This is a genomic window from Streptomyces canus, assembly GCF_030815415.1.
Classification (GTDB): Bacteria; Actinomycetota; Actinomycetes; order Streptomycetales; family Streptomycetaceae; genus Streptomyces; species Streptomyces canus_F.
Genome location: NZ_JAUSWW010000001.1, coordinates 2231292 through 2252446 on the forward strand (window position 1 = coordinate 2231292; position 21155 = coordinate 2252446).

The 21155-nt window shown below is 72.3% G+C and carries 21 protein-coding genes and 1 pseudogene; 8 read left to right on the forward strand and 14 right to left on the reverse strand.

Going from position 1 to position 21155, the window contains the following annotated elements:
• Positions 1-17: 17 nt before the first annotated feature.
• Positions 18-1901, reverse strand: coding sequence for a rhamnogalacturonan lyase (locus tag QF037_RS10405; RefSeq protein WP_307023874.1), 1884 nt, complete (start codon positions 1899-1901; stop codon positions 18-20).
• A 57-nt stretch (positions 1902-1958) separates the two neighbouring features.
• Entirely contained in the window at positions 1959-2909 is a 951-nt protein-coding gene (locus tag QF037_RS10410) for a helix-turn-helix transcriptional regulator (protein WP_307023876.1), read from the reverse strand.
• Positions 2910-2971: 62 nt separating this feature from the next.
• Here QF037_RS10410 and QF037_RS10415 point away from each other — a divergent pair, with 62 nt between their 5' ends.
• Positions 2972-3451: a hypothetical protein gene (locus QF037_RS10415; RefSeq protein ID WP_307023877.1), complete on the forward strand. Its 480-nt coding sequence runs from the start codon at positions 2972-2974 to the stop codon at positions 3449-3451.
• Positions 3448-3909 (forward strand): hypothetical protein, encoded by a 462-nt coding sequence (locus QF037_RS10420; RefSeq protein WP_307023879.1) that lies wholly within the window; start codon positions 3448-3450, stop codon positions 3907-3909. Before QF037_RS10415 ends, QF037_RS10420 begins: the two co-directional genes overlap by 4 nt.
• On the opposite strand, the gene QF037_RS10425 is transcribed toward QF037_RS10420, so the two are convergent.
• Positions 3893-4633: a class I SAM-dependent methyltransferase gene (locus QF037_RS10425; protein ID WP_307023881.1), complete on the reverse strand. Its 741-nt coding sequence runs from the start codon at positions 4631-4633 to the stop codon at positions 3893-3895. The two genes, QF037_RS10420 and QF037_RS10425, sit on opposite strands and share 17 nt — an antisense overlap.
• Position 4634: 1 nt before the next feature.
• Positions 4635-4940, reverse strand: coding sequence for a 4a-hydroxytetrahydrobiopterin dehydratase (locus QF037_RS10430; protein WP_307023883.1), 306 nt, complete (start codon positions 4938-4940; stop codon positions 4635-4637).
• Between the two features lie 118 nt (positions 4941-5058).
• Here QF037_RS10430 and QF037_RS10435 point away from each other — a divergent pair, with 118 nt between their 5' ends.
• Positions 5059-5856: a helix-turn-helix domain-containing protein gene (locus QF037_RS10435; protein WP_307023884.1), complete on the forward strand. Its 798-nt coding sequence runs from the start codon at positions 5059-5061 to the stop codon at positions 5854-5856.
• On the opposite strand, the gene QF037_RS10440 is transcribed toward QF037_RS10435, so the two are convergent.
• A complete protein-coding gene (locus QF037_RS10440) occupies positions 5838-6263 on the reverse strand; it encodes a hypothetical protein (protein WP_307023885.1) in 426 nt (141 codons plus the stop codon). The two genes, QF037_RS10435 and QF037_RS10440, sit on opposite strands and share 19 nt — an antisense overlap.
• A 239-nt stretch (positions 6264-6502) precedes the next feature.
• Here QF037_RS10440 and QF037_RS10445 point away from each other — a divergent pair, with 239 nt between their 5' ends.
• The 3 genes and pseudogenes from QF037_RS10445 to QF037_RS10455 form a co-directional block, all read left to right on the forward strand.
• Entirely contained in the window at positions 6503-7366 is an 864-nt protein-coding gene (locus QF037_RS10445) for a helix-turn-helix domain-containing protein (protein WP_307023886.1), read from the forward strand.
• Between the two features lie 101 nt (positions 7367-7467).
• Complete coding sequence (locus QF037_RS10450; protein WP_307023887.1) at positions 7468-8277, forward strand: SAM-dependent methyltransferase; 810 nt, start codon at positions 7468-7470, stop codon at positions 8275-8277.
• 214 nt (positions 8278-8491) lie between these two features.
• A pseudogene (locus tag QF037_RS10455) lies at positions 8492-8683 on the forward strand (respiratory nitrate reductase subunit gamma); the annotation flags it as partial.
• 4 nt (positions 8684-8687) lie between these two features.
• Here the strand turns inward: QF037_RS10455 and QF037_RS10460 are convergent.
• From QF037_RS10460 to QF037_RS10490, 7 genes are all read right to left on the reverse strand, one after another.
• Positions 8688-8900 carry a hypothetical protein gene (locus QF037_RS10460; protein WP_307023889.1) on the reverse strand — a complete coding sequence of 71 codons (213 nt, stop codon included), beginning with the start codon at positions 8898-8900 and terminating at the stop codon, positions 8688-8690.
• Positions 8901-8938: 38 nt separating this feature from the next.
• The gene (dnaK, locus tag QF037_RS10465; RefSeq protein ID WP_307023891.1) at positions 8939-10792 is read right to left on the reverse strand and encodes a molecular chaperone DnaK; all 1854 of its coding nucleotides are present in this window, start codon (positions 10790-10792) and stop codon (positions 8939-8941) included.
• A 150-nt stretch (positions 10793-10942) separates the two neighbouring features.
• Entirely contained in the window at positions 10943-11371 is a 429-nt protein-coding gene (locus tag QF037_RS10470; protein ID WP_307023893.1) for an OsmC family protein, read from the reverse strand.
• A gap of 49 nt (positions 11372-11420) precedes the next feature.
• Positions 11421-13235 (reverse strand): vWA domain-containing protein, encoded by a 1815-nt coding sequence (locus QF037_RS10475; protein ID WP_307023895.1) that lies wholly within the window; start codon positions 13233-13235, stop codon positions 11421-11423.
• Positions 13232-14293, reverse strand: coding sequence for an ATP-binding protein (locus QF037_RS10480; RefSeq protein ID WP_307023897.1), 1062 nt, complete (start codon positions 14291-14293; stop codon positions 13232-13234). The genes QF037_RS10475 and QF037_RS10480 overlap by 4 nt, the downstream gene beginning before the upstream one ends.
• Before the next feature lie 288 nt (positions 14294-14581).
• Entirely contained in the window at positions 14582-16657 is a 2076-nt protein-coding gene (locus tag QF037_RS10485) for an alkaline phosphatase family protein (RefSeq protein WP_307023899.1), read from the reverse strand.
• A gap of 86 nt (positions 16658-16743) precedes the next feature.
• On the reverse strand, positions 16744-17145 hold the full coding sequence (locus QF037_RS10490; RefSeq protein WP_307023901.1) for a hypothetical protein: 402 nt from the start codon (positions 17143-17145) through the stop codon (positions 16744-16746).
• Positions 17146-17228: 83 nt separating this feature from the next.
• On the opposite strand from QF037_RS10490, the gene QF037_RS10495 reads away from it, so the two are divergent.
• Positions 17229-18002 carry an MBL fold metallo-hydrolase gene (locus tag QF037_RS10495; protein WP_307023905.1) on the forward strand — a complete coding sequence of 258 codons (774 nt, stop codon included), beginning with the start codon at positions 17229-17231 and terminating at the stop codon, positions 18000-18002.
• Complete coding sequence (locus tag QF037_RS10500; RefSeq protein ID WP_307023907.1) at positions 17999-18613, forward strand: DedA family protein; 615 nt, start codon at positions 17999-18001, stop codon at positions 18611-18613. Before QF037_RS10495 ends, QF037_RS10500 begins: the two co-directional genes overlap by 4 nt.
• Positions 18614-18709: 96 nt before the next feature.
• Here the strand turns inward: QF037_RS10500 and QF037_RS10505 are convergent, their stop codons facing one another.
• A complete protein-coding gene (locus QF037_RS10505) occupies positions 18710-19777 on the reverse strand; it encodes an MBL fold metallo-hydrolase (RefSeq protein ID WP_307023908.1) in 1068 nt (355 codons plus the stop codon).
• The gene (locus QF037_RS10510; protein ID WP_307023910.1) at positions 19774-21021 is read right to left on the reverse strand and encodes an aminotransferase class I/II-fold pyridoxal phosphate-dependent enzyme; all 1248 of its coding nucleotides are present in this window, start codon (positions 21019-21021) and stop codon (positions 19774-19776) included. The genes QF037_RS10505 and QF037_RS10510 overlap by 4 nt, the downstream gene beginning before the upstream one ends.
• Positions 21022-21155: the final 134 nt, after the last annotated feature.

The following is a 21155-nucleotide window of genomic DNA, read 5'->3' on the forward strand; positions in this document are numbered from 1 at the left end:
GTTGTATGTCGGTCAGGTCAGGGGGTGTAGACCGTCGGCCTCGGTGCCGTGGGCATGCCGTTGCCGATGAAGAAGCTCGGGTGCGGGGGCTGGTTGTAGGCGGTGTTCTGCCAGGCCAGGCCTGTGCGGTACATGGTGTCGTGGAGCAGGGTCGTGATCTTCGTGGTGGTCTCGTACGGCGTGGAGTAGATCCGCAGGGCCGTGTTGTCGGAGGTCGGCCAGACGACCTCCTCGCGCCAGTCGCCGAAGAGGTCGCCGGACAGGGACGGGGTGGCCTTGGTGCTGTTGTTGGAGTGGACGCTCGCGCCGGTCAGCAGGCGGGTGTCGGAGGAGGTGCCGTACTTGTCGATGTGGGTGCCGTCGAGGAGTTCGCGGGTGGTGTCGCCGTCCCACCAGGAGAGGAAGTTGACCGACGACGGTTCGCGGCCCTTCGTCGCGCCGCCCTCGTCGCGGATGGACGAGTCGGAGGCGGACCAGACCTCCGCGCCGTCATTGCCGGCGTAGATGTCACCCGCGACCCCACGGCCGTTGTCGCAGCAGGCGGCAAGCTTCCAACGGACCGCGCCTGTCGCGGGGTTGATGTAGAGCTCGGCGGGCTGGGAGGACGACTCCGAGACCTTGAAGTACTCCAGGCCGGACGTCGACGGGTCCAGGTCGCCCAGATGCTGCGCGTCGCCGTGGCCCGTCTTCGTGGTCCACAGACCGTTGCCGTTGTCGTCCACGGCCATCGCGCCGTACACGATCTCGTCCTTGCCGTCGTTCTCGACGTCCCCGACGGACAGACTGTGCGAGCCCTGACCGTCGTACCCCTTGCCGGAGTTGGTGGAGGAACTGGTGTCGAAGGTCCAGCGGCGGGTGAAGGTTCCGCCCCGCCAGTCCCAGGCCGCGAGCACCGAACGGGTGTAGTAGCCCCGCGCCATGATCAGCGAGGGCCGGGCGCCGTCCAGATACGCCGTGCCCGCCAGGAAGCGGTCGACGCGGTTGCCGTACCCGTCTCCCCACGAGCTCACCGTGCCGCGGGCCGGCACGTAATCGACACTCTGCATCGCCTTGCCGGTCTGGCCGTTGAACATGGTCAGGTACTCGGGTCCGGACAGGACGTACCCGCTGGAGTTGCGGTAGTCCGCCGACGAGCTGCCGATCACCGCGCCCGTCCCGTCGACGGTCCCGTCCGCGGTCTTCACGGCGACCTCGGCCTTGCGGTCGCCGTCGTAGTCGTACACCTGGAACTGTGTGTAATGCGCGCCGGAACGGATGTTGCGGCCCAGGTCGATGCGCCACAGCCGGGTGCCGTCGAGCTTGACGCCGTCGAGGATCGTGTTGCCGGTGTAGCCGGACTGGGAGTTGTCCTTGGCGTTGGTGGGCTGCCACTTCAGCACGAAGTCCAGCGCCCCGTCACCGTCGAGATCCGCGACGGAGGCGCCGTTGGCCTCGTAGGTGTAGGCGACTCCGTCGGGGGTGGTGCCGCCCGCGGGCGGGCTGATCGGTACGTCCTTGTAGCCGGTGCGGAACTGGATCGCGTGCACCGAGTCGGCCTGCTCCACACCGCCGACGATCGCGCGGACCGTGTAGTCGGCCTGGGAGGGGGCGCCGGAGTGGAAGTAGTTGGTGGAGCCGGTGACGGGCGTCGAGTTGACCTTCGTACCGGCCCGGTAGACGTTGAACGACACGTCGTTCGGGTCGGTGCCGAGCCAGCGCCAGCTGACCAGGTTGCCGGCGTCGGTGTGGACGCTGACGACGCCGCGGTCGAGTGCCTCCACCTGCCGGGCGGTCGCGGCCTCGGCCGTTCCGGTGGCGAGCTGGGTGAGACCGGCGGCGACGAGCGCCGTGGCGGCGGTCAGCGCGGACAGGACGGCCCTTCGTCTGCGGCGTGGGGGCGGCTGCGGGTGCGGGTGCTGCACGAGACGTACCTCCTGGGAGGACGGACGGAGTCCGTGAGGACGTGCGGGTTCCGTTCCTCAGTGGCCGCCGCGCGCGCTCGGGTTGCCGTACATTTCGGCCAGTTCCGCCGCCGTGCGGGCGAGCCGCTCGCGCAGCTCGGGCGGCTGGAGGACCTCGATGTCCGTGCCCATGCGCAGGAACTCCCCCAGGGCGTGGTCGACGGACTCGATGGGGACCGTGGCCACAGTCCCCCCGTCCTCGTCGGTACGGACGTCGGCCGCTCTGGCGAGCGTCACGCCCGGCGCCAGCCGCACCACCGCCTCGGCCCGGTACAGCCGCTCGTGGAAATCCCGCTGATGGGCCGCCCAGTACGCGGCCAGATCGAAGTCGCCGGGGCGCGTGAACTCTCCCTCGGTCACAGTGAGTTGGAGAATCTGGTCGACCCGGAAGGTGCGAGGCCCCGGGCCGGCCACGACGTACCAGCGCCCCGCCTTCAGCACCAGCCCGTACGGCTCCAGCCGACGCTCCACATCGGTCGGCGCACGCCAACGACGGTATACGATATTCAGTACACGGTTGTTCCACACCGCGTCGGCGACCGCCGGCAGATACGGCGTCTCCTCCGCCTCCGCGTACCAGCCGGGTGCGTCCAGATGGAAGCGCCCGCTGATCCGGTCGGCGTGCGCCCGCAGCTCCACCGGCAGCGCCGCCCGCACCTTGAGCTGCGCCGCCGCCAGCACCGAGCCCAGACCGAGCTCGGCGGCCGGACCGGGCACACCCGCGAGGAACAGCGCCTCGGCCTCGTCGGCGGTGAGACCGGTCAGACGGGTGCGGTAGCCGTCGAGCAGCCGGTACCCGCCGGCGTGGCCCGCGTCGGCATACAGCGGGACCCCGGCCGCGCTCAGCGCCTCCACGTCCCGGTAGACCGTACGCACCGACACCTCCAGCTCCTGCGCGAGCTGGGCGGCGGTCATCCGCCCCCGGGTCTGGAGCAGAAGCAGGATCGAGACGAGCCGACTGGACTTCACCCCCACAGAATCCCAGACTTCACTGACAGAGGATGTCAGTGAAGCGGCCCTAACGTCCCGGCATGAGCTTCACCGAGAAACTCCTCACCGTCCCCCCACCCATCGAGGTGGACGGCCGGCACATCAAGCGTTACCACGTCACCGCCGACCCGGCGGGCATCGCGCCCGACGTGGAGAAGGCGGCGTACGAGATCCTCCCGGAGCTGCTGCCTGAGCCGGACGGCACTCCGCCCGCGACCTTCGTCGTCCTGCACCGGGGCGGCGACGACGGCGCCTACCTCAACGCCTACAGCTGGGTGTGGGACAACGTCCTGCACTTCCGCGGCGCCTGTGCCGGGCAGCCCGTGCTCGGCTGCCCCGACCGCGACCCCACCCACTTCATCAGGCCCGACCTGCCGTGGATCGGCTGTGTCTGGGAGCTCCCGCCGATCCTGCACGAACGAGACGCGTGGGTGCGGCATCTGCTGGCCCCCGAAGTCCCGGACCTGGCCGCCTACTTGGCCGACTCCCTGCCCGAGGGAACCACGGGGGACCGCGCATGAGCAGCCCGCACGACTTCGACTTCTTCCACGGCGAGTGGCAGGTCCGCAACCGCCGCCGCACCGACTTCCTCGACCCGGACAGCGCCTGGGAGGAGTTCCCGGCGACCAGCCGCTGCTGGCCGTTGTTCGACGGCGCCGCCAACGTCGACGAGATCGACATGCCGCATCTCGCCGCGAAGGGCGCGACCCTGCGGCTGTTCGACCGGGAGAGCGGGCAGTGGTCGCTGAACTGGGCCTCCAGTCACAGCGGCACCCTCTTCCCGCCGGTCTTCGGCCGGTTCGACGGCGACCGCGGCGAGTTCCACGGCGACGACACGCACGACGGGAAGGACGTGCGGGTGCGGTTCGTCTGGTCCGACGTCTCTGACACCGGGGCCCGCTGGGAGCAGGCCTTCTCACTCGACGGCGGGGACACCTGGCTGACCAACTGGGTCATGGAGTTCACCCGGGTTTCCTGAAGGCCCGCAGCGCGAACACCGGGTCGGCGCGCGGCCGGTCCTGGTCCGGCAGGGCCTCGAGGCGAGCGGCGAGCGCGTCGGTGCGCGGGTCGCCCGGCGGCAGCAGGGTGAACCAGCCGCGCCGCAGGTCAGCGGCCGTCCGGCGAGGGCTGCGGCCCTGCCCCCGGCCCGGAAACCGGGCCCGCCCGGCGTCCACCAGGCCCTGCGCTGCGGCGTGTGCCTCGACGCGGGGCTCGGCGTCCGGGGCGGGCCGGCGGGGGCGCGGGGCGAGGACGGCGTCGATGTCGCTGCCGACGTCGTGCGCGGCCGCCTTGTCGACGGTGGTGACGTACACACCGCCGGGCCGCAGCACCCGGGCGCACTCGGCGACGATGCTGCGCACGTCCTCGGCGTCGACGAGATGCAGCAGCCACACACTGGTCACTGCGTCGAACACCCCGTCGGGGAAGGGCAGTCGGCGGCTGTCCGCGAGGACGATCGTCCCCGGCAGGCGGGCCGCGGCCGTCCGTGCCATGCCGTACGCCAGGTCGGCGCCCGCGACCCGCAGCGCGGGCCGTGCGCTCGCGAGCCGCCGGGTGACGATTCCGGTGCCGCAGGCCACGTCGAGCAGGCGGCGGGCGACCTCGGGGACGAGGCCCAGGACGGCGTCGGCGGCCGCGGCGGCGCGAGGTTCGCCGCCGCGGGTGATGTCGTAGGCGTCGGCCTCCTTGTCGTAGTCCAGCACCTCACCGGGCTCCGTGGCCGGGGGCGAGCGCCTCCACCCTCTGCGCGAGTTCGAAGTCCTTCTCGGTCACCGCGCCGCCCACGCTGTGCGTGTTCACGGTCAGGGACACCGTGTTGTAGCCGAGCGTGAGGTCGGAGTGGTGGTCGAGCTCCTCCTGGACCCGGGCGATGTGGACGACCATCGCCGTGGCAGCGAAGTGCGAGGACAGACGGTAGGAACGGGCGAGGCGGTCACCGTCGAGCGACCAGCCCGGCAGTTCCGCGAGCCGGTCCTCGATGTCCTTCTGCGACAGCGGTTCGAGGGGCATGACGCTGCTCCTTCCTGGACTGCGGGTTCTCCTTCAGCGTGCCACACGGAGCCCACCGAAGCCCTGGTCAGCCCGGTTCTCTTGCCCGGCGTGCCGCCTCGTCGTCTACGGTCCTCGTATGACCACCACTGCCGCCGACAAGGGCGTCGGCCCCCTGCTGCGGGCCTGGCGCGAGCAGCGCCGGGTCAGTCAGCTGGAGCTGGCGCTGCGGGCCGACTCCTCCGCCCGGCACATCAGCTTCATCGAGACGGGCCGCTCCCGGCCGAGCGAGGAGATGGTGCTGCGGCTGGCCGAGCATCTGGACGTCCCCGTGCGGGAGCGCAACGCGCTGCTGCTGGCGGCGGGTTACGCCCCGCGCTACTCGCAGACCCCGCTGGACGACCCGGCGCTGGACTCCGTCCGGGCGGGCATGGAGCGGCTGATCCAGGGCTACGAGCCGTATCCGGCACTGGTGCTGGACGCGATGTACAACGTGCTCGCGGCCAACCGGGGCATCCTCATGCTGCTCGACGGCATCCCGGAGTCGCTGCTCGAGCCCCCGCTGAACGCGATGCGGCTGACGCTGCACCCCGAGGGCATGGCCCCCCGGATCCGCAACCTCGGCGAGTGGCGCGGGCATCTGCTCGCGCAGATGGAGCGGCAGATCGCGCTGCACCGCTCAAAGCCGCTGCGGGAGCTGTACGAGGAGGTGGCGGCGTATCCCGTGCCGGACGCCGGTTCCGGTGAACCGCTGGAAGAGGCACCGTACTTCGCGCTGCCGATGCTGATCGAGCACGAGGGCCGGGTGCTGTCGTTCATCTCCTCCATCTCCACCTTCAACACCCCCATGGACGTGACCGTCGCCGAGCTGGCCATCGAGACGTTCCTCCCGGCCGACCCGGCGACGGTCAAGTACCTTCAGTCGCTGGTGTCCTGACGGGCCTTCAGAGCCAGGTACTGGAGGACGGCGAACCCGGCGACGGTCAGGGCCTGCACGACGGTCCACACGGCGCCCGCCGTCGAAGGGGTGAGCCACAGGACCAGAGCGAGGCAACTCACCGCGGTCCAGGCGAGGTTGATCTCGACGACGGCCCGGACCGGCAGCGCGGCGGGGCGGGCCCGGGAGGCCAGCAGGCCGACGGCCGCGGCGTACACCGCGAGGAACGCGCCGAGTGCGAGCAGCAGCGTGGAGTCGACCCCCGACAGGCGGCCCAGCGGCCCGGAGAGGGCCAGGTAGGCGAGGGCGTTCGCGCCGGTGACGACCGCGTCGAGGGCGAGGAAGCGTCGCAGCGCGGTGTGCGGGTCGCCGGTGCGGACAAGGGCGGACAGCTGGGCGGCGGACATGGCGAATCACCCTCCGACGGGGTCGAGTTGAGGCACGGAGAAAGGGCGGGACCCGGGTTCCGGACCGGAGTGCGCCGGCCCGGAACCCGGTGTCACCACGATCCCGTCCCGGGCCCGGCCGGTCGATTACCCCCGAAGTAATGCCACACGTGGTGAGCGCCTCACCCCCGACCCTGTGAGACCGGAAGCGGAACGTGGCACACTGCCCTGCATACTTCGGCGCGTAGGGGAGGCGTGGCGTGAGTGAGCGGCGGCCTGCGCCCACCGTGGGTCAGGTGGTGCTCGGCAGACGGCTCCAGGAGTTGCGGGAGGCGGCCGGGCTCAAGCGCGAGGAGGCCGCGAAAGTCCTCCGTGTGGCTCCCGCGACCGTACGGCGCATGGAGATGGCCGAGGTCGCGCTGAAGATCCCCTACGTGCAGCTGCTGCTGTCCACGTACGGCGTCGCGGAGGAGGAGACGGACGCCTTCGTCGCGCTGGCCGAGGAGGCGAACCAGCCGGGCTGGTGGCAGCGGTTCCACGATGTACTGCCGGACTGGTTCAGCCTGTACGTGAGCCTGGAGGGTGCCGCCCGCATCATCCGCTCCTACGAACCGCACTTCGTGCCCGGCCTGTTGCAGACCGAGGCGTACGCCCGCGCCGTCATGGAGGCGGGCACGATCGCGCAGCAGGGCTGCGACACCATCGAGCGGCACGTGTCCCTGCGGATGACCCGGCAGCAGCTTCTGGAGAAGCCCGATCCGCCCCACCTGTGGGTGATCATGGACGAGACGGTGCTGTGCCGGCCGGTCGGACAGGGCGGCGAGATCATGCGGGAACAGCTCGACAGACTCCTGGAGTTCGCCGAGCGCGACCGGGTCACCCTGCAGATCGCGGAGTTCGCCGCGGGCCCGCACCCGGGGACGTACGCGCCCTTCTCGCTGTTCCGTTTCGCCGAGCCGGAACTGCCCGACATGGCGTTCACCGAGTATCTGACCGGCGCCCTGTACCTGGACTCCCGCGCGGAGGTCTCCGCGCATCTGGAGGTCCTGGACCACATGACGGCGCGCGCCGCGTCGGCCGAGCGCACCAAGAAGATCCTGCGGGAGCGCCGCGCGACCTATTGAGCCACGCACCACTCGGGCCGCGCACGGCAACCTTCCCGTCATCCCCCGACGACTTGCGAGCAGACCCCGTCAGGCACCGCGCACCGAGGAGAAGACACCGCATGACCGGATCCGGATCCGAAGCCGCGCCCACCACCGTCGACACCAGCCGGCCGCATCCGGCGCGGGTGTACGACTGGTGGCTGGGCGGCAAGGACAACTACCCGGTGGACGAGGCGCTGGCCCGCAGGATCCTCGCCACGGACGGCACCGCGGTGCGCGGGGCGCGCGCCAACCGCCGGTTCATGCACCGGGCGGTGCGGACGGCCGCCGAGGCCGGGATCCGCCAGTTCCTGGACATCGGCACCGGCATCCCCACCGAGCCGAACCTCCACCAGGTCGCCCCGGAGTCGAGGGTCGTGTACGCCGACAACGACCCGATCGTCCTCCGGCACGCCCAGGCACTGCTGCACAGCACCCCCGAGGGCGCCACGAACTACGTGCACGCCGACGTCCGGGACCCCGGCACCATCCTGCGGCTGGCCGCGGAGACCCTGGACTTCGCGCGGCCCGTCGCGCTGTCCCTGGTGGCGCTCACCCACTACCTGGACGGCGAGCCCGACGGCGACGACGTGTACGGCCTGCTCGCGCGGTACGTCGCCGAACTCGCGCCCGGCAGCTTCGTGATCCTGTCCCAGGTCACCCCCGACCTCAGCCCGGAGGCGATCGCCAGGGCCGCGGAACATTTCCGGGCCGGCGGCACACCGTTCTACCCGCGGTCGCTGGCCGAGTTCTCGCGGTTCTTCGACGGTCTGGAACTGCTCGGCCCCGGCGTGATCCCGGTCTCCGGCTGGCGCCCGGGCCCCGAGGACGTGGCCGCCCAGGCGGAGGGCATCGTGCCCGTCTACGCGGGGGTCGCCCGCAAGGCGTGACCTGACCCGAACGGGTGCCGCCGACGGGTGCGCTCCGCCGCCCCGCCCTGGCTTCGAGAGGCACGGGCCGGCAAGGGAGCGCAGGTGACCGGCATCCGGACCCCGCCCTCGGGTTCTTCCGGCCCGGCACGCCCTCGTCCGACCTGCACAGCATGGGCCTGACGGGTGGCCGCGAGGCGGACCCGGGTGCGCTACCCCTACGTCCGCGGTGGCTCCGGTGCTGTACCAGGTCCACGCGGGCAGCGGGACGGCGCTGATCGCGTTCGTGCCGTACAGCCGGCCGGTGCACATGTTCAGCGCGCCGGTGCCGTACCTGTTCCGCCCGTATGTCGTGTACCGCGGCCGCGGCCCCGAGGAGCTGGGGCCGCGGCCGGAGCGGCGGGGTCGGGAGAAGACGGGCGCGTAGTTCGTCAGCCGCCGTCGATGTGGCCGGCCGGGGCGGCGCCGTCGACGTGGCCGTCCGTGCTGTTCTCGTGGTGGCCGGCCGGGGCCGCGTCCACGGACCAGTCCCGGTTGTCCGGCGTGTCCCAACCCCCGGCCACACCCACGGCCGCGGCCCCCGCGAGCAGCGAACCGGCCGCCAGAGCGGCTGACCGTGCGCGTCGTGTCCTGTGGTCACCCATGCGCGTTTCCCTCCGTGAAGCCCGCTGCGGCCGGTCTCTCAGGCCGCCCCGCCCTTGGGGTCCTTGTCGTCGTCGACGATCTCCGCGTCCACGACGCCTTCCTCCCCGGGAGGCGCGGGCTGCTGGTCGGTGGGTTCCGACTGGGCCTGGGCGTACATCGCCTGGCCCATCTGCTGGCTGACGGTGGCGAGTTTCTCGACGCCGGTGCGCAGCGCGTTCGTGTCGGCGTTCTGCTCCAGGAGCGTCTTCAGCTCCGAGATCGCCGACTCCACCTCGGACTTGGTGTCGGCGGGGACGCGTTCGTCGTTGTCACGGATGAACTTCTCGGTCTGGTAGACGAGTTGCTCGGCCTGATTGCGGGTCTCGGCCGCCTCCCGGCGGTTGTGGTCCTCCTCGGCGTACTGCTCCGCCTCTCGCATCATGCGGTCGATGTCGTCCTTGGGCAGGGCCGAGCCGCCGGTGACCGTCATCTTCTGTTCGCGGCCGGTCGCCAGGTCCTTGGCGGAGACGTGCATGATCCCGTTGGCGTCGATGTCGAACGCGACCTCGATCTGCGGGACGCCGCGCGGCGCGGGCGGCAGTCCGGTCAGGTCGAAGACGCCCAGCTTCTTGTTGTACGCGGCGATCTCCCGCTCGCCCTGGTACACCTGGATGCCCACCGAGGGCTGGTTGTCGGTCGCCGTCGTGAAGATCTCCGAACGGCGGGTGGGGATCGTGGTGTTGCGCTCGATGAGCTTGGTCATGATGCCGCCCTTGGTCTCGATGCCCAGGGACAGCGGGGTGACGTCGAGCAGCAGGACGTCCTTCACATCGCCGCGGATGACGCCCGCCTGGAGGGCCGCGCCGACGGCGACGACCTCGTCCGGGTTGACGCCCTTGTGCGGGTCCTTGCCGGTGAGTTCCTTGACGAGGTCGGTGACGGCGGGCATCCGGGTGGAGCCGCCGACGAGGATGACGTGGTCGACCGCGGCGAGCTTGATGCCGGCGTCCTTGACGGCCTGGTGGAAGGGGGTCGTGCAGCGGTCGAGCAGGTCGGCGGTCAGCTCCTGGAACTGGGCGCGCGTCATCTTCTCGTCGAGGTGCAGGGGGCCCTCGGCGGAGGCGGTGATGTAGGGGAGGTTGATCGTCGTCTCCGACGAGCTGGACAGCTCGATCTTGGCCTTCTCGGCTCCCTCGCGCAGCCGTTGCAGCGCCATCTTGTCCTTGCCGAGGTCGATGCCGTACTGCCCCTGGAACTTCTTCACCAGGTGCTCCATGACCCGCTGGTCCCAGTCGTCGCCGCCGAGATGGGTGTCGCCGTTGGTGGCCTTGACCTCGATGACGCCGTCACCGATCTCCAGCAGGGAGACGTCGAAGGTGCCGCCGCCGAGGTCGAAGACGAGAACGGTCTGCTCCTCGCCCCGGTCCAGGCCGTAGGCGAGTGCGGCGGCCGTCGGCTCGTTGATGATCCGCAGCACGTTCAGGCCCGCGATCTCCCCGGCCTCCTTGGTGGCCTGGCGCTGCGTGTCGTCGAAGTACGCCGGGACGGTGATCACCGCGTCGGTGACGTCCTCGCCGAGATAGGACTCGGCGTCCCGCTTCAGCTTCTGCAGGACCCGCGCGGAGAGCTCCTGCGCCCGGTAGCGGGTGCCGTCGACATCCCCCTGGTCCGGGAAGCGCCAGCTCCCGTCGCCCATGTACCGCTTCACCGAGCGGGCCGTCCGCTCGACGTTCGTCACCGCCTGCCGTTTGGCGACCTCCCCGACGAGCACCTCGCCGTTCTTGGCGAAGGCCACGACCGACGGTGTGGTCCTGGCCCCCTCCGCATTGGCGACGACTGTGGGGTCGCCGCCCTCCAGGACGGCCACCACGGAGTTCGTGGTCCCCAGATCGATCCCGACCGCGCGTCCCATCGCTGTCCCCTTCCGCCAGGGCACTTCCCGGACTCCAGCACAAAACTTGAGTGGGCTGTTGTCAATGCCGCGTACCCATTCCGGGTACCCGGAAATGCGCGCTGCCGCGCCCCTCGAGAGGGGGACGCGGCAGCGCGGGACGTACGAGTGTCAGGCGAGCTTCGCCGACAGGGTGATCGGTACGGCCTTGAGGGCCTGGCTGACGGGGCAGTCCACCTTGGCCTGCTCCGCCGCGGCGACGAAGCCGTCCTCGTCGAGGCCGGGCACGGTGCCCTCGACGGTGAGGTGGATGCCGGTGATGCCCTCGCCCGGCTGGAAGGTGACGTCGGCGGAGGTGACGAGCTTGGTGGGCGGGGTGCCGGCCCCCGCGAGGGCGTGCGAGAACGCCATCGAGAAGCAGCTGGAGTGGGCGGCCGCGATCAGCTCCTCGGGGCTGGTCTTGCCGTTGGCCTCCTGCGTGCGGGCAGCCCACGTCACCGGCTGCTCGGCGATGGCGCCGGAGGAGTCGAAGGTGACGACTCCGTTGCCCTCGAGCAGGTTGCCTTCCCAGACGGTGTGTGCGGAGCGCGTGGTAGCCACGGTCAGTCCTTTCGTGTGGTCCCGGTTCCGGGTGATGCACCCCATCCGATCACACTCCGGCGCGGCTCACCCTGAAGACCGGCCCGCGCGGGCTGAAGGGCAGCCGCGCGCCCTCCGGGATCAGATACGCGTGTTCGCGCCGCACCCTCAGCACGTCGCACCAGCCGTCCGTGATCACCAACACGGGCGCGCCGGGCGGGAAGTCGTCGGCACGGTGCAGCAGGTCGATCCCGGGCTGCAGGACCGTACCGCCGCGACCGCGCACCCGGACCCGGCCCGCGATCTCGGTGACCGGCAGATAACCGGCGTCGTAGGGGGCCGCGTCGCAGAACACGACGCGCGCCGCCGGTACGTCCCGGGCCTCGGCGTACGAGGCGATCGCGCCGAGCGCCTTGCCGAGCAGGGTCCGGTCCATGGACCCGGAGGTGTCCAGGACGACGCCGAAGGTGCAGCGGGCGATCTCCTCGGGCGGGAAGTACCGGCCCGCGCGCGGGATGTCGGGGGTGGACGACTGGCGGCGGGAGGGGCGCGCGTACGTCCGCAGCGGCTCCGGGCGGGGCACGAACTCGTCGAACCAGCGGGCCAGTCGGGCGTCCCACGGCAGCGGCGGGTGGCTGAGCGCGCGGATCTCCTCGACGAGGCCGCCGGGCAGGAAACCGCGGGCCTGCCGCTGGTGCAGGTCCAGGCCGTGGCCGAGGCCGCGGCGGTAGAACTCGTCGAGGTCGACGTAGTCCCGGGGCGAGCCGAGCGGGCCGCCGAGGACGTCGCCGAGGCCCTTGCCGCGCAGGGTGCCCAGGCGGCGCATCCGGCGCATGTCGCCGGCGATACGGTCGTAGACCTCCTCCGCGGACAGGTCCTTCAGCCCGGGGTCGTGGAGCAGCCCGTCGGGCATGGTGCCGACCTGCATGTCGGCCAGCCAGCCGTTGATGACGTAGTCGCAGGCGACGTTGAACAGGTACGGGTCGCGGGTGCCGCAGCGGTCGCCGTGGCGCAGGGCGGCGTGCAGCATCTCGTGGGCGAGGACGAACCGCCATTCCTCGTCGTCGAGTTCACGCAGCGGGTTGATGTAGATCTCGGCGAGTTCGGCGTTGACCGCGGCGACGGAGATGTCGTGGGCGCGGGCCAGTTCGGCGTCGGCGACCAGGGTGATGCCGGCCGCGATGCCGCCGAGCAGCGGGTAGGAGGAGACGAACCAGCTCAACGCCCGCTCCCACGGCTGGAGTCGGGTGGAGCCGCCGCGCATCGACGCACGGCGGCCGCCCGCCACGTCCATGGCGGTGGCGACGGTACGGGTGAGGGCGTGCGCGAAGTCCAGCTGCCAGTCCTTCGGGGCGCCGCCCGTCCACACGTCCCAGGGCACGAGCAGTTGGTCCGGTTCGTGGCCCGCCGTGCCGCAGTGCTCGTACACGGGCGGGATGCCGTCGCGGCGCCAGCGGGCGGCGAGCTGTTCCTCGTCGCCGTCGGGGTAGGACGGCGGCAGGTCCTCGGGGGTGCGGCCGATGGGGAAGCCGAGCAGGAAGCGGTTGACGACGGCGCAGCGGGCGGCCCGTTCGAACCGGTCGGGCTGGGTGCGGTGGCCCTCCTTCGCCGGGACGTGGCCGAAGCCGAGGTGGATGATGGCGTGGGCGACCGCCCAGGCCCAGTCGACGGGGTCGGCGCGCCGGGTGGGGTGGACGTGCAGGGTGCCGTCGGAGTCGACGCGGACCAGCCCGGAGGCGGGCGAGTGCGGGCAGTCCGCCTTGCGGCAGGTGCTGAACCCGATCGCGGCGAGGGCCCGGTTGGCCCGCACCAGCCGCAGTCCCTCGGCGAAGGCCTCGGCCGCGAGGTCCTTCTTCGGCGGCTTCGCGGCGCGCGTACGGCTCACTGCCGCGCCTCCACCAGCCGCGGCATGTCACGGGCCGCCTCGACCAGGAACCAGGCGGGCAGCAGCGGGTTGCCGTCGGTGTCCGGGGCGATGACGCTCTGCGCGACCTCCACCGAGATCTCGGCGAGCTGGACGAGCAGCGACTTGGCGCGGTACGCCGTCTGCTGGGCGGACGCCGAGAGGTGCTCCTTGCTGGCGGGCAGCTCCTTGACCAGACGGCCGCGGAAGGACTCGGCGAGGTAGTACAGGAGGTCGCGGTCCGCCATGCGGTGCGGCCAGCGGGCGTCGCCCTTGATGATCGCCTCGATGCCGTACTGGCCGCGCACGATCTTGACGTAGCCGCAGAACGCGACGGCGTGCGCGGGGGTCAGCGTGCCGTGCGCGATCACCTTCAGCGTCTCCTCGTCGAGGCCGCGGCCGAAGGAGTGCAGGGCGTCGGAGAGCATGTGCCAGGAGCGGGGCGTGGAGAACGGCTCCTCGGTCTTGGGCGGCTTGGACCACAGGTGGTCGGGCCGGTCGATGAGGTGGTCCAGGACCCAGGGGTGGATGCCGTTGCCCGCGGCCCAGACGAGCCAGTCCTTCGCGGAGGCCTCCAGATGGACGTGGGCGAGCCGGTTGACGAGCGCGGAGGCGATGGGGCGGGCGAGGGCGTTGTCGGTGGCCCGGTTGCCGGCGCCGATCACGATCGAGCCGGCCGGGAGGTCGTAGCTGCCGATACGGCGGTCCAGGATCAGCGAGTAGAACGCCTTCTGCACATCCGGGGTCGCCGCGTTGAGCTCGTCCAGGAACAGGCAGTAGGGCTCGTCGCGGGCGATCGCCTCCGGCGGGCAGAACACCGAGCGTCCGTCACGGATCTGCGGCACGCCGATCAGGTCCTCGGGAGCGAGCTGGGTGCCCAGCAGACTCACGCACTCCAGTCCCAGGGACTCGGCGAACTCCCGTACCAGTGAGGACTTTCCGATGCCGGGGGCGCCCCAGATGAAGACCGGCCGCACGGTCGCGAGACCGAGCAGCAGCTCCGGGATCCGGGCGGGAGTGACGGTGACGGCAGCCTGCACGCAGTGGCTCCAGGGGATGTTCGAGAAGGGCGCGCTGGTGCGCGGGGTCCGATGCGAACAGTGTGTGCGCAGCCGCCGCGGGACGCACACGATTTTCCGGGCCCGGGGCGCGGGGGGCGTACCACCGGAGCCGCTCACGGGTGGGACGGGCCGGCACGTGCGGGGTGCGCGGCAGTGACCGGAATGTGCCCTGGGCAAACCCGTGCCGCGGTGACACGGTGTGCGCGGTCCTCCGTGTGAGCCGCTCCTCCGTTCATGGGGGTATGGAGGAGCGGCGGACGCCGAGAGCTAGGCCGCGCGCCGCTCCTCGTCCTGACGTGCCGTCACAGGCACCTGGGGGCCGTCGGATTCGCGCAGCCAGCGGCACAGGACGCGGTGGACCTGCTCGGCGCCGACGAGCTCCTCGGTGTCCGCCACGGGCGCGGACAGGACGACGGGCGACAGCAGGAACGGCCGGCCCTGGGCGCCGCCGAGCCCGCCGTGCGAGCCGATCTGCTCCTCGAAGGCGAGGACTTCGCCGTCGACCGGGTCGTACCAGGAGTTGACCATGATGTCGGCGGTGTGCGCGAAGCCGTGCGTGCGGCGTACGACGTCGGCGGCGCCGGGCCCGAAGGCGGCCAACGGGCCCGGCTCCTCGTCGAGTCGGCCGACCGGGATCTCCGTACCGAACGGCCCGAGGACCACTCCGCCGTGCTCCTCGCTGCGGACGAGGAGGAACCCGATGCCCGGGTGGTTGGCGAGCGTGGTCAGCAGGGCGGGGTGGCGGGCGTCGATCTCCTCCTTGGTCATCCGGTGGGGCACGTCCGGGAAGGAGACCAGGCCGAGGTTGCCGGAGGCCAGCACGAGCGGCTCCGAGCGGCGGTGCGAGGGCCGGCGCTGCTCGTCGCGATCCTCGACGGGGATGCGCAGCGCGGCCCGCACGGCCGCGCGGGCCTCGGCGCCGCTGTGGGTGCGCTGCGCCTTGCGGGGCACCGGCAGCCCGCAGCCCGCCCGCACCAGGTCGCCGAGGGAGAGGCCGTAGCGGGTGCGGAAGGTCTCGCCGGGGCTCTGGCCGTGGTCGGACAGGACGACGATCCGGTACGGGCGCGGGGCGTGCTCGACGACGTTCTCGATCAACGCGAGGGAACGGTCGAGGCGTTCGAGGACCTTCTCGGCGTCGCGGCTGTGCGGTCCGGAGTGGTGGGCGACCTCGTCGTAGGCGACGAGGTCGGCGTAGACGGCGGTGCGGCCGGCGAGCATGTCGCCCATCACCGCGGCGACGACGACGTCCCGTTCGACGACGGTCGCGAAGGCGCGGATGAGGGGGTAGAGGCCGCCGCGCTTGACGCGCGGGCGGGCCCGGCGGGCACGGCTCCTGGTCGACTGCGCGATCTCCCGGCCGACCTCGGCGAAGAACGACAGGGCCGTGCGGACGGCGTTGGCCGGGTCGGAGAAGTACGCGAAGTAGCCCGCGCGGGACCGGGTCTCGCGGCTGCGGCGGCGGGTGGCGATGGACAGCACGAGGGCCTGCTCGTCGGCGCCGCCGCTGAAGAGGTTGCCGCGGCTGGCGCCGTCGGCGCTGAGCAGCCCGCCGTCACCGGTACGGGCCACCGCCCGGCGCTGGAGCTCGGCGGCGCTGGTGGGGCGGTTGCAGACCATCACCTCCTGGCTGTCCTTCTCGTACCAGCGGAAGGCCGGCACGTCCTCGTTGCTGCCGTGCAGGATGCCGAGCTGGCTGGCGCCGGTCTGGCTGGACCAGTCGGTGCGCCACGGGGTGAGCCGGTGGGTGCCGTCCAGCCACTGGGCGACGGTGGGCATGAGGCCCTTCTTCACCGCCGCCTCCAGGACGTCGTGGCCGACACCGTCCAGCTGGAGGAAGACCGTCCCCGGCGTGACGGGGCCGCCCGGTCCCGCGCTGCGGCGGCGGTCGGCGAGCCGGTAGAGCCGGCGCCGGTAGGCGTCGTCGTCGCGCACGGCCAGGGCGGCACCGGTGGCGGAGGCGACGGCCGACATCACGGCGGCGACCACGACCGCGGTCTCCCACGCGGCCGCGCCCCGCTCGGTCGGGTTCAGCCGCAGCGCCACGAGGAGCAGCGCGCCGTTGAGGAAGAACACCAGCAGACCCAGCACGAGGGCGGGCACCAGCAGCAGGAGCCGTACGAGAAGCGGCCAGACCAGCGCCGACAGCACACCGAAGGCGCCGGCGCCCAGGGCCGCGGTGACCGCGATGTCGGTGGCGCTGTCACCGTCCGCGGACCGGAGCTGGAACTCCGGCAGGATGCCGGCGAGCACGAGCATGGTGAGCGTGGAGACCGCCCACACCGCGACGCTCCGCCCCGTCTGACTGGCGACCCGCCGCCAACGCCCGCCTCGCACGCCCCGCACACCTCACGTCCCGGGCCCGTCGTCGGTGCGGGCCTGCACCCACCCTGTCACAACGGGCGGAGGCCCCCGGCGTCCCCGGGCAGGTGTCAGCGGCCGTCGTAGCCCGCGGTCGGCATCGACAGCCGGCGGTGGATCCTGGCCTTCATCTGGGCGTCGTACGACGGTTCGGCGCGCCCCACGGTCTCCACCCGCACCCCGCGCCGTGCGCACTCGGCGGCGAACTCCTCGACGGAGGACAGGGCGCTCTCCAGGACCCGGTGGCTGGGTGCGACGAACAGGTCGCTGCCCGGGCGGACGCCGTCCCACAGGACGCAGTGGTCGGCACGCAGACCCCGCACGAGGAGTTCCCGGCTGACGATGTAGCCCCGCTCCGCCGCCCAGCGAGCGCACATCGCGTGCTGGCTGCGGGAGTCCACCAGGAAGGGATCCGCCTCCAGCTCCTCCAACGGCGTCAGACTCGCGATCGCCGTGACCCGCATCGGTCCCATGGCGTCCCCCTCACCTCCGGGTTTCGCCGCCGACCATACTCCTGCCCGTAGGCTTCGGGGAGTCGCGCGAAGGAGGCAAAGAGGTGCCGGTGGAGATCACCTGGTGGGGTCACGCCACCTGCACGGTCGAGGACTCGGACGTCCGCGTGCTCACCGATCCTCTGTTCGCCCGCCGACTCGCGCATCTGCGCCGCCGCCGCGGGGCGGTGCCGGCGCCCGCCGCCTGGCGCGCGGACGTGGCGCTCGTCTCCCATCTGCACGCCGACCACCTGCACGTTCCCTCGCTGGCCCGGCTCGCACCGGGCACGCGCCTGCTCGTGCCCCGGGGCGCCGCCCAGGCCGTACCCGGGCTGCGCCGCCTCGCCCATCTCCAGGTCGACGAGGTGGCGCCCGGGGACGAGACGGTGATCGGGAACGTGGTCGTACGGACCGTCCCGGCCCGGCACGACGGGCGACGGCTGCCCCTGGGACGACACCGCTCCCCCGCGCTCGGCTACGTCGTCGAGGGCGAGGCGCGCACCTACTTCGCCGGGGACACCGGGCTGTTCGACGAGATGGCCAAGGAGGTCGGGCCGGTCGACGTGGCGCTGCTGCCAGTCGGCGGCTGGGGGCCGTACCTGGGCGAAGGGCATCTGGACGCGGGGCGGGCGGCCGAGGCGCTGGCCCGGCTCGAACCGGTGAGCGCGGTGCCGGTGCACTACGGCACGTACTGGCCGATCGGGATGGACGCCGTGCGCCCCCATGAATTCCACGCCCCCGGCGAGGAGTTCGTGCGACTCGCGGCCGAGCGTGCGCCGGGCGTGGCGGTGCATCTGCTGGAGCACGGTCAGACTGTGCGCCCCAGGGTGGCCCGGTGAGCTGGCTGGCGGCGGCGTCGACGGCGCCGGAGTCGACGCAGCAGGCGCTCGGGTATCCGTCGTTGTTTCTGCTGGTGTTGATCGGGGCGTTGGTGCCGGTGGTGCCGACGGGGGCGCTGGTGAGTACGGCGGCGGTGGTGGCGTTCCATCAGACGGCGCCCTTCTCTCTGGCCCTGGTGTTCGTGACGGCGTCGCTGGCCGCGTTCCTCGGGGACGCGACGCTGTACTGGCTGGGGCGGCGTGGGATGAAGTCGAAGAACGGGTCGCGGTGGCTGGAGGCGATCCGGTCGCGGGCGCCGGAGGAGCGGCTTGCGCAGGCGCAGGAGAAGCTGGCCGATCATGGGGTGACCGTCCTGGTGTTGTCCCGGCTCGTGCCGGCCGGTCGCATTCCGGTGATGCTGGCGTGCCTCATGGCGAAATGGCCGATGCGGAGGTTTGTCCGCGGCAACTTCCCGGCGTGCCTGGCCTGGGCGGTCACCTACCAGCTGATCGGGATTCTGGGTGGGTCGCTGTTCAAGGAGCCTTGGGAGGGGGTGGTGGCGGCGGTGGTGCTGACCGTGGTCATCAGTCTGGCGCCCAGTGTGTGGCGGCGGGTCCGGCCTGCCGCTTGAGGCTTCGTTGCGGGGTGCGGGTGTGCTGTGGCTGGTCGCGCGCCCAGCGGCGGAGCCGCTGATTGACACAGCCCCGCGCCCCTGGGTGAGTCCCCATCAGCGTCGGCCAAGCAGGACCCGGGATCCTCCTACCGGTAGGTCCCACAGGTTCTCCCTGTTCAGGCCCGCCTTCGCCCACGCCGCCCGCACCCTGGTCAGGGGTTCCAGGACCGGTTCTGCCGACAGGACGAACGTGCCCCAGTGCATCGGTGCCATTCTGCGCGCGCCCAGGTCCTGGGCCGCTCGTACCGCTTCCTCCGGGTCGCAGTGGACGTCGCTGAGCCACCAGCGGGGGTTGTAGGCGCCGATGGGGAGGAGGGCGAGGTCGATGCCGGGGTAGCGCCGGCCGATGCGGGTGAACCAGTGGCCGTAGCCGGTGTCGCCGGCGAAGTAGACACGCTGTCCGTCCCGGTCGGTGAGGACCCAGCCGCCCCACAGGCTGCGGCAGGTGTCGGTGAGGCTGCGCTTGGACCAGTGGTGCGCGGGGACGAAGTCGAGGCGAACGCCGTCGAGTTCGGCCGCCTCCCACCAGTCCAGCTCGGTGATGCGGGTGAAGCGGCGGCGGCGGAACCAGGGGCCGAGTCCGGCGGGCACGAACACCGGGGTGTCGCGCGGGAGCCGGCGCAGGGTGGGGGCGTCGAGATGGTCGTAGTGGTTGTGGCTGATGACGACGGCGTCGACGGGGGGCAGCGCGTTCCAGGCGACACCGACCGGGGTGATACGGGCCGGAGTGCCGAGGATGCGGCGGGACCAGACGGGGTCGGTGAGGATGGTCAGCCCGCCGATCCGCACCACCCAACTGGCGTGCCCCGCCCAGGAGACGGCGACCGTGCGGGCGTCCACGCGGGGCAGCGGGCCGGGCTCGAACGGCAGGCGAGGGATGTCGGCGAGGCTCTCCCGGCCGGGCCGGACGGAGCCCTCGCGGGCGAACCGGGCCATGGCCTTGAGGCCGGGCAGCGGGGCGGTCAGTCGGTCGTGGAAGGTCCGCGGCCACACCCGGTGTTCGCCCAGCGGCCGGGGTTCGGCGAGCGGCGGGACGGGCGGCGCGAAGGGCGAGAGGGCCGCCGGCTCGTCGGCGTCCCGGACGGTCGTACTCGTGCTGGTCGACTCGGACTGCTGCGTCATCGAGGAGGCTCCCATCGCTGAGCGTCATCGCGGAGGTCGTCGAAGACCGACTTCACAGTGATCAACGCGCGCTGCGTGTACGGCAGTTCCACCGGTGAGGGCGAACTGAGGCATTCCTCGAGTTCCGTGTCCGTTCCGGCGAGCAGCGAACCGGTCGACAACCGCACGCGCAGGGCGCCCAGGTCGTCGCCGAAGCGATGGCCGCCCGGGGCGGGCAGACCGAGCCGGGCCGTGAGGAACTCCTCCAGGTCCTGTGCGTCGCCCACCCCGTGCGCGCCGAGCGCGGTGCGCAACGGGCCGAGGTCGACGTAGAGATGCCGGCCGGCCCGCGGGGGCCGGGCCAGGGCGCCGGACGGAACGACGGCGGCGTGCGCGGCGGCGGCCACGCGCGCGTGCAGACGCACGGTGGCCGCCACGCGCGTGGTGACCGGTTCGGGTTCTGTCAGCGCGTACCCGGCCGCGGCGGCGACGGGGGCGGCGACGCGGGCGCCGAGGGCGGTGAGCACGTCCAGCACGCGCGCGTGGAGGTCGTCGGCGATCTCCCCCTCGGGGAAGCGGGCGACGGCGGCGGGCCAGCCCGGCGGCAGCAGGGCACCGGCCAGGTCGGTGACGACGGTGACCCGCTCCGGCAGCATCTCGGCGGGTCCGATCAGCACGGTGTCGTGCGGGGCGTGCACGGTGTCGCGCCAGGTCTCGTCGCTGACCACATGCAGTCCCTCGCCGACGGCGGCCTCCACGGCCTCGTGCACCGCCTCGGGCGGGGCCACCGTGGCGGTGGGGTCGTCGGCGACGGACAGCACGAGCAGCCGGGGGTCTCCGCCCTCGTCACGGACCCGGCGCACGGTCTCCAGCAGGGCGTACGGGTCCGGTACCCCGCCGCACTCCGCCGGTGTCCCCACATGGAACACGGGTCTTCCCAACAGCCGCGCGTACGGCGCCCACCAGGCCGCGCAGGGCCGGGGCACCAGGACGTCCCCGCCGAGGGCGGCGGTCAGGGCGAGCAGCAGCGAGGGGGCGCCGGGCGCCGCCACCACACGCTCGGGCCCGGCGGACAGTCCACGCCGGGCCCAGTATGCGCACGCGGCCTCCAGAAGGGCGGGCCCGCCGCCGACGGGTTCGCTCCCTCCGAGGGGCGCCGCGGCGGCGAGCACGGCCGACAGTTCGGGGAGCACCGGCAGTCCGTCGGCGGGCAGTGGCGGCCCGAAGCGGACGGGGCCGTGGCCTTCGGGATCCGTCCGCCGCATCCGTACCTCCGGGTGAGCTGCTGGGTCACGGTGCCGTCGGGTGTGCTCCCCGGTTCTCCCTCCGTACGACGGGGGCGGCGCCTCGGCGTCCGGGTACCCAGGGTGGCGTACGCCGATAGGAATCCGCTCGAGTT

Bases quoted from the DNA above. Each gene is read 5' to 3' on its own strand.
- QF037_RS10415 (WP_307023877.1), top strand. From the start codon at position 2,972: ATGAGCTTCACCGAGAAACTCCTCACCGTCCCCCCACCCATCGAGGTG.
- QF037_RS10420 (WP_307023879.1), top strand. From the start codon at position 3,448: ATGAGCAGCCCGCACGACTTCGACTTCTTCCACGGCGAGTGGCAGGTC.
- QF037_RS10430 (WP_307023883.1), bottom strand. From the start codon at position 4,940: ATGCCCCTCGAACCGCTGTCGCAGAAGGACATCGAGGACCGGCTCGCG.
- QF037_RS10435 (WP_307023884.1), top strand. From the start codon at position 5,059: ATGACCACCACTGCCGCCGACAAGGGCGTCGGCCCCCTGCTGCGGGCC.
- QF037_RS10440 (WP_307023885.1), bottom strand. From the start codon at position 6,263: ATGTCCGCCGCCCAGCTGTCCGCCCTTGTCCGCACCGGCGACCCGCAC.
- QF037_RS10450 (WP_307023887.1), top strand. From the start codon at position 7,468: ATGACCGGATCCGGATCCGAAGCCGCGCCCACCACCGTCGACACCAGC.
- QF037_RS10460 (WP_307023889.1), bottom strand. From the start codon at position 8,900: ATGGGTGACCACAGGACACGACGCGCACGGTCAGCCGCTCTGGCGGCC.
- dnaK (WP_307023891.1), bottom strand. From the start codon at position 10,792: ATGGGACGCGCGGTCGGGATCGATCTGGGGACCACGAACTCCGTGGTG.
- QF037_RS10490 (WP_307023901.1), bottom strand. From the start codon at position 17,145: ATGGGACCGATGCGGGTCACGGCGATCGCGAGTCTGACGCCGTTGGAG.
- QF037_RS10505 (WP_307023908.1), bottom strand. From the start codon at position 19,777: ATGACGCAGCAGTCCGAGTCGACCAGCACGAGTACGACCGTCCGGGAC.
- QF037_RS10510 (WP_307023910.1), bottom strand. From the start codon at position 21,021: ATGCGGCGGACGGATCCCGAAGGCCACGGCCCCGTCCGCTTCGGGCCG.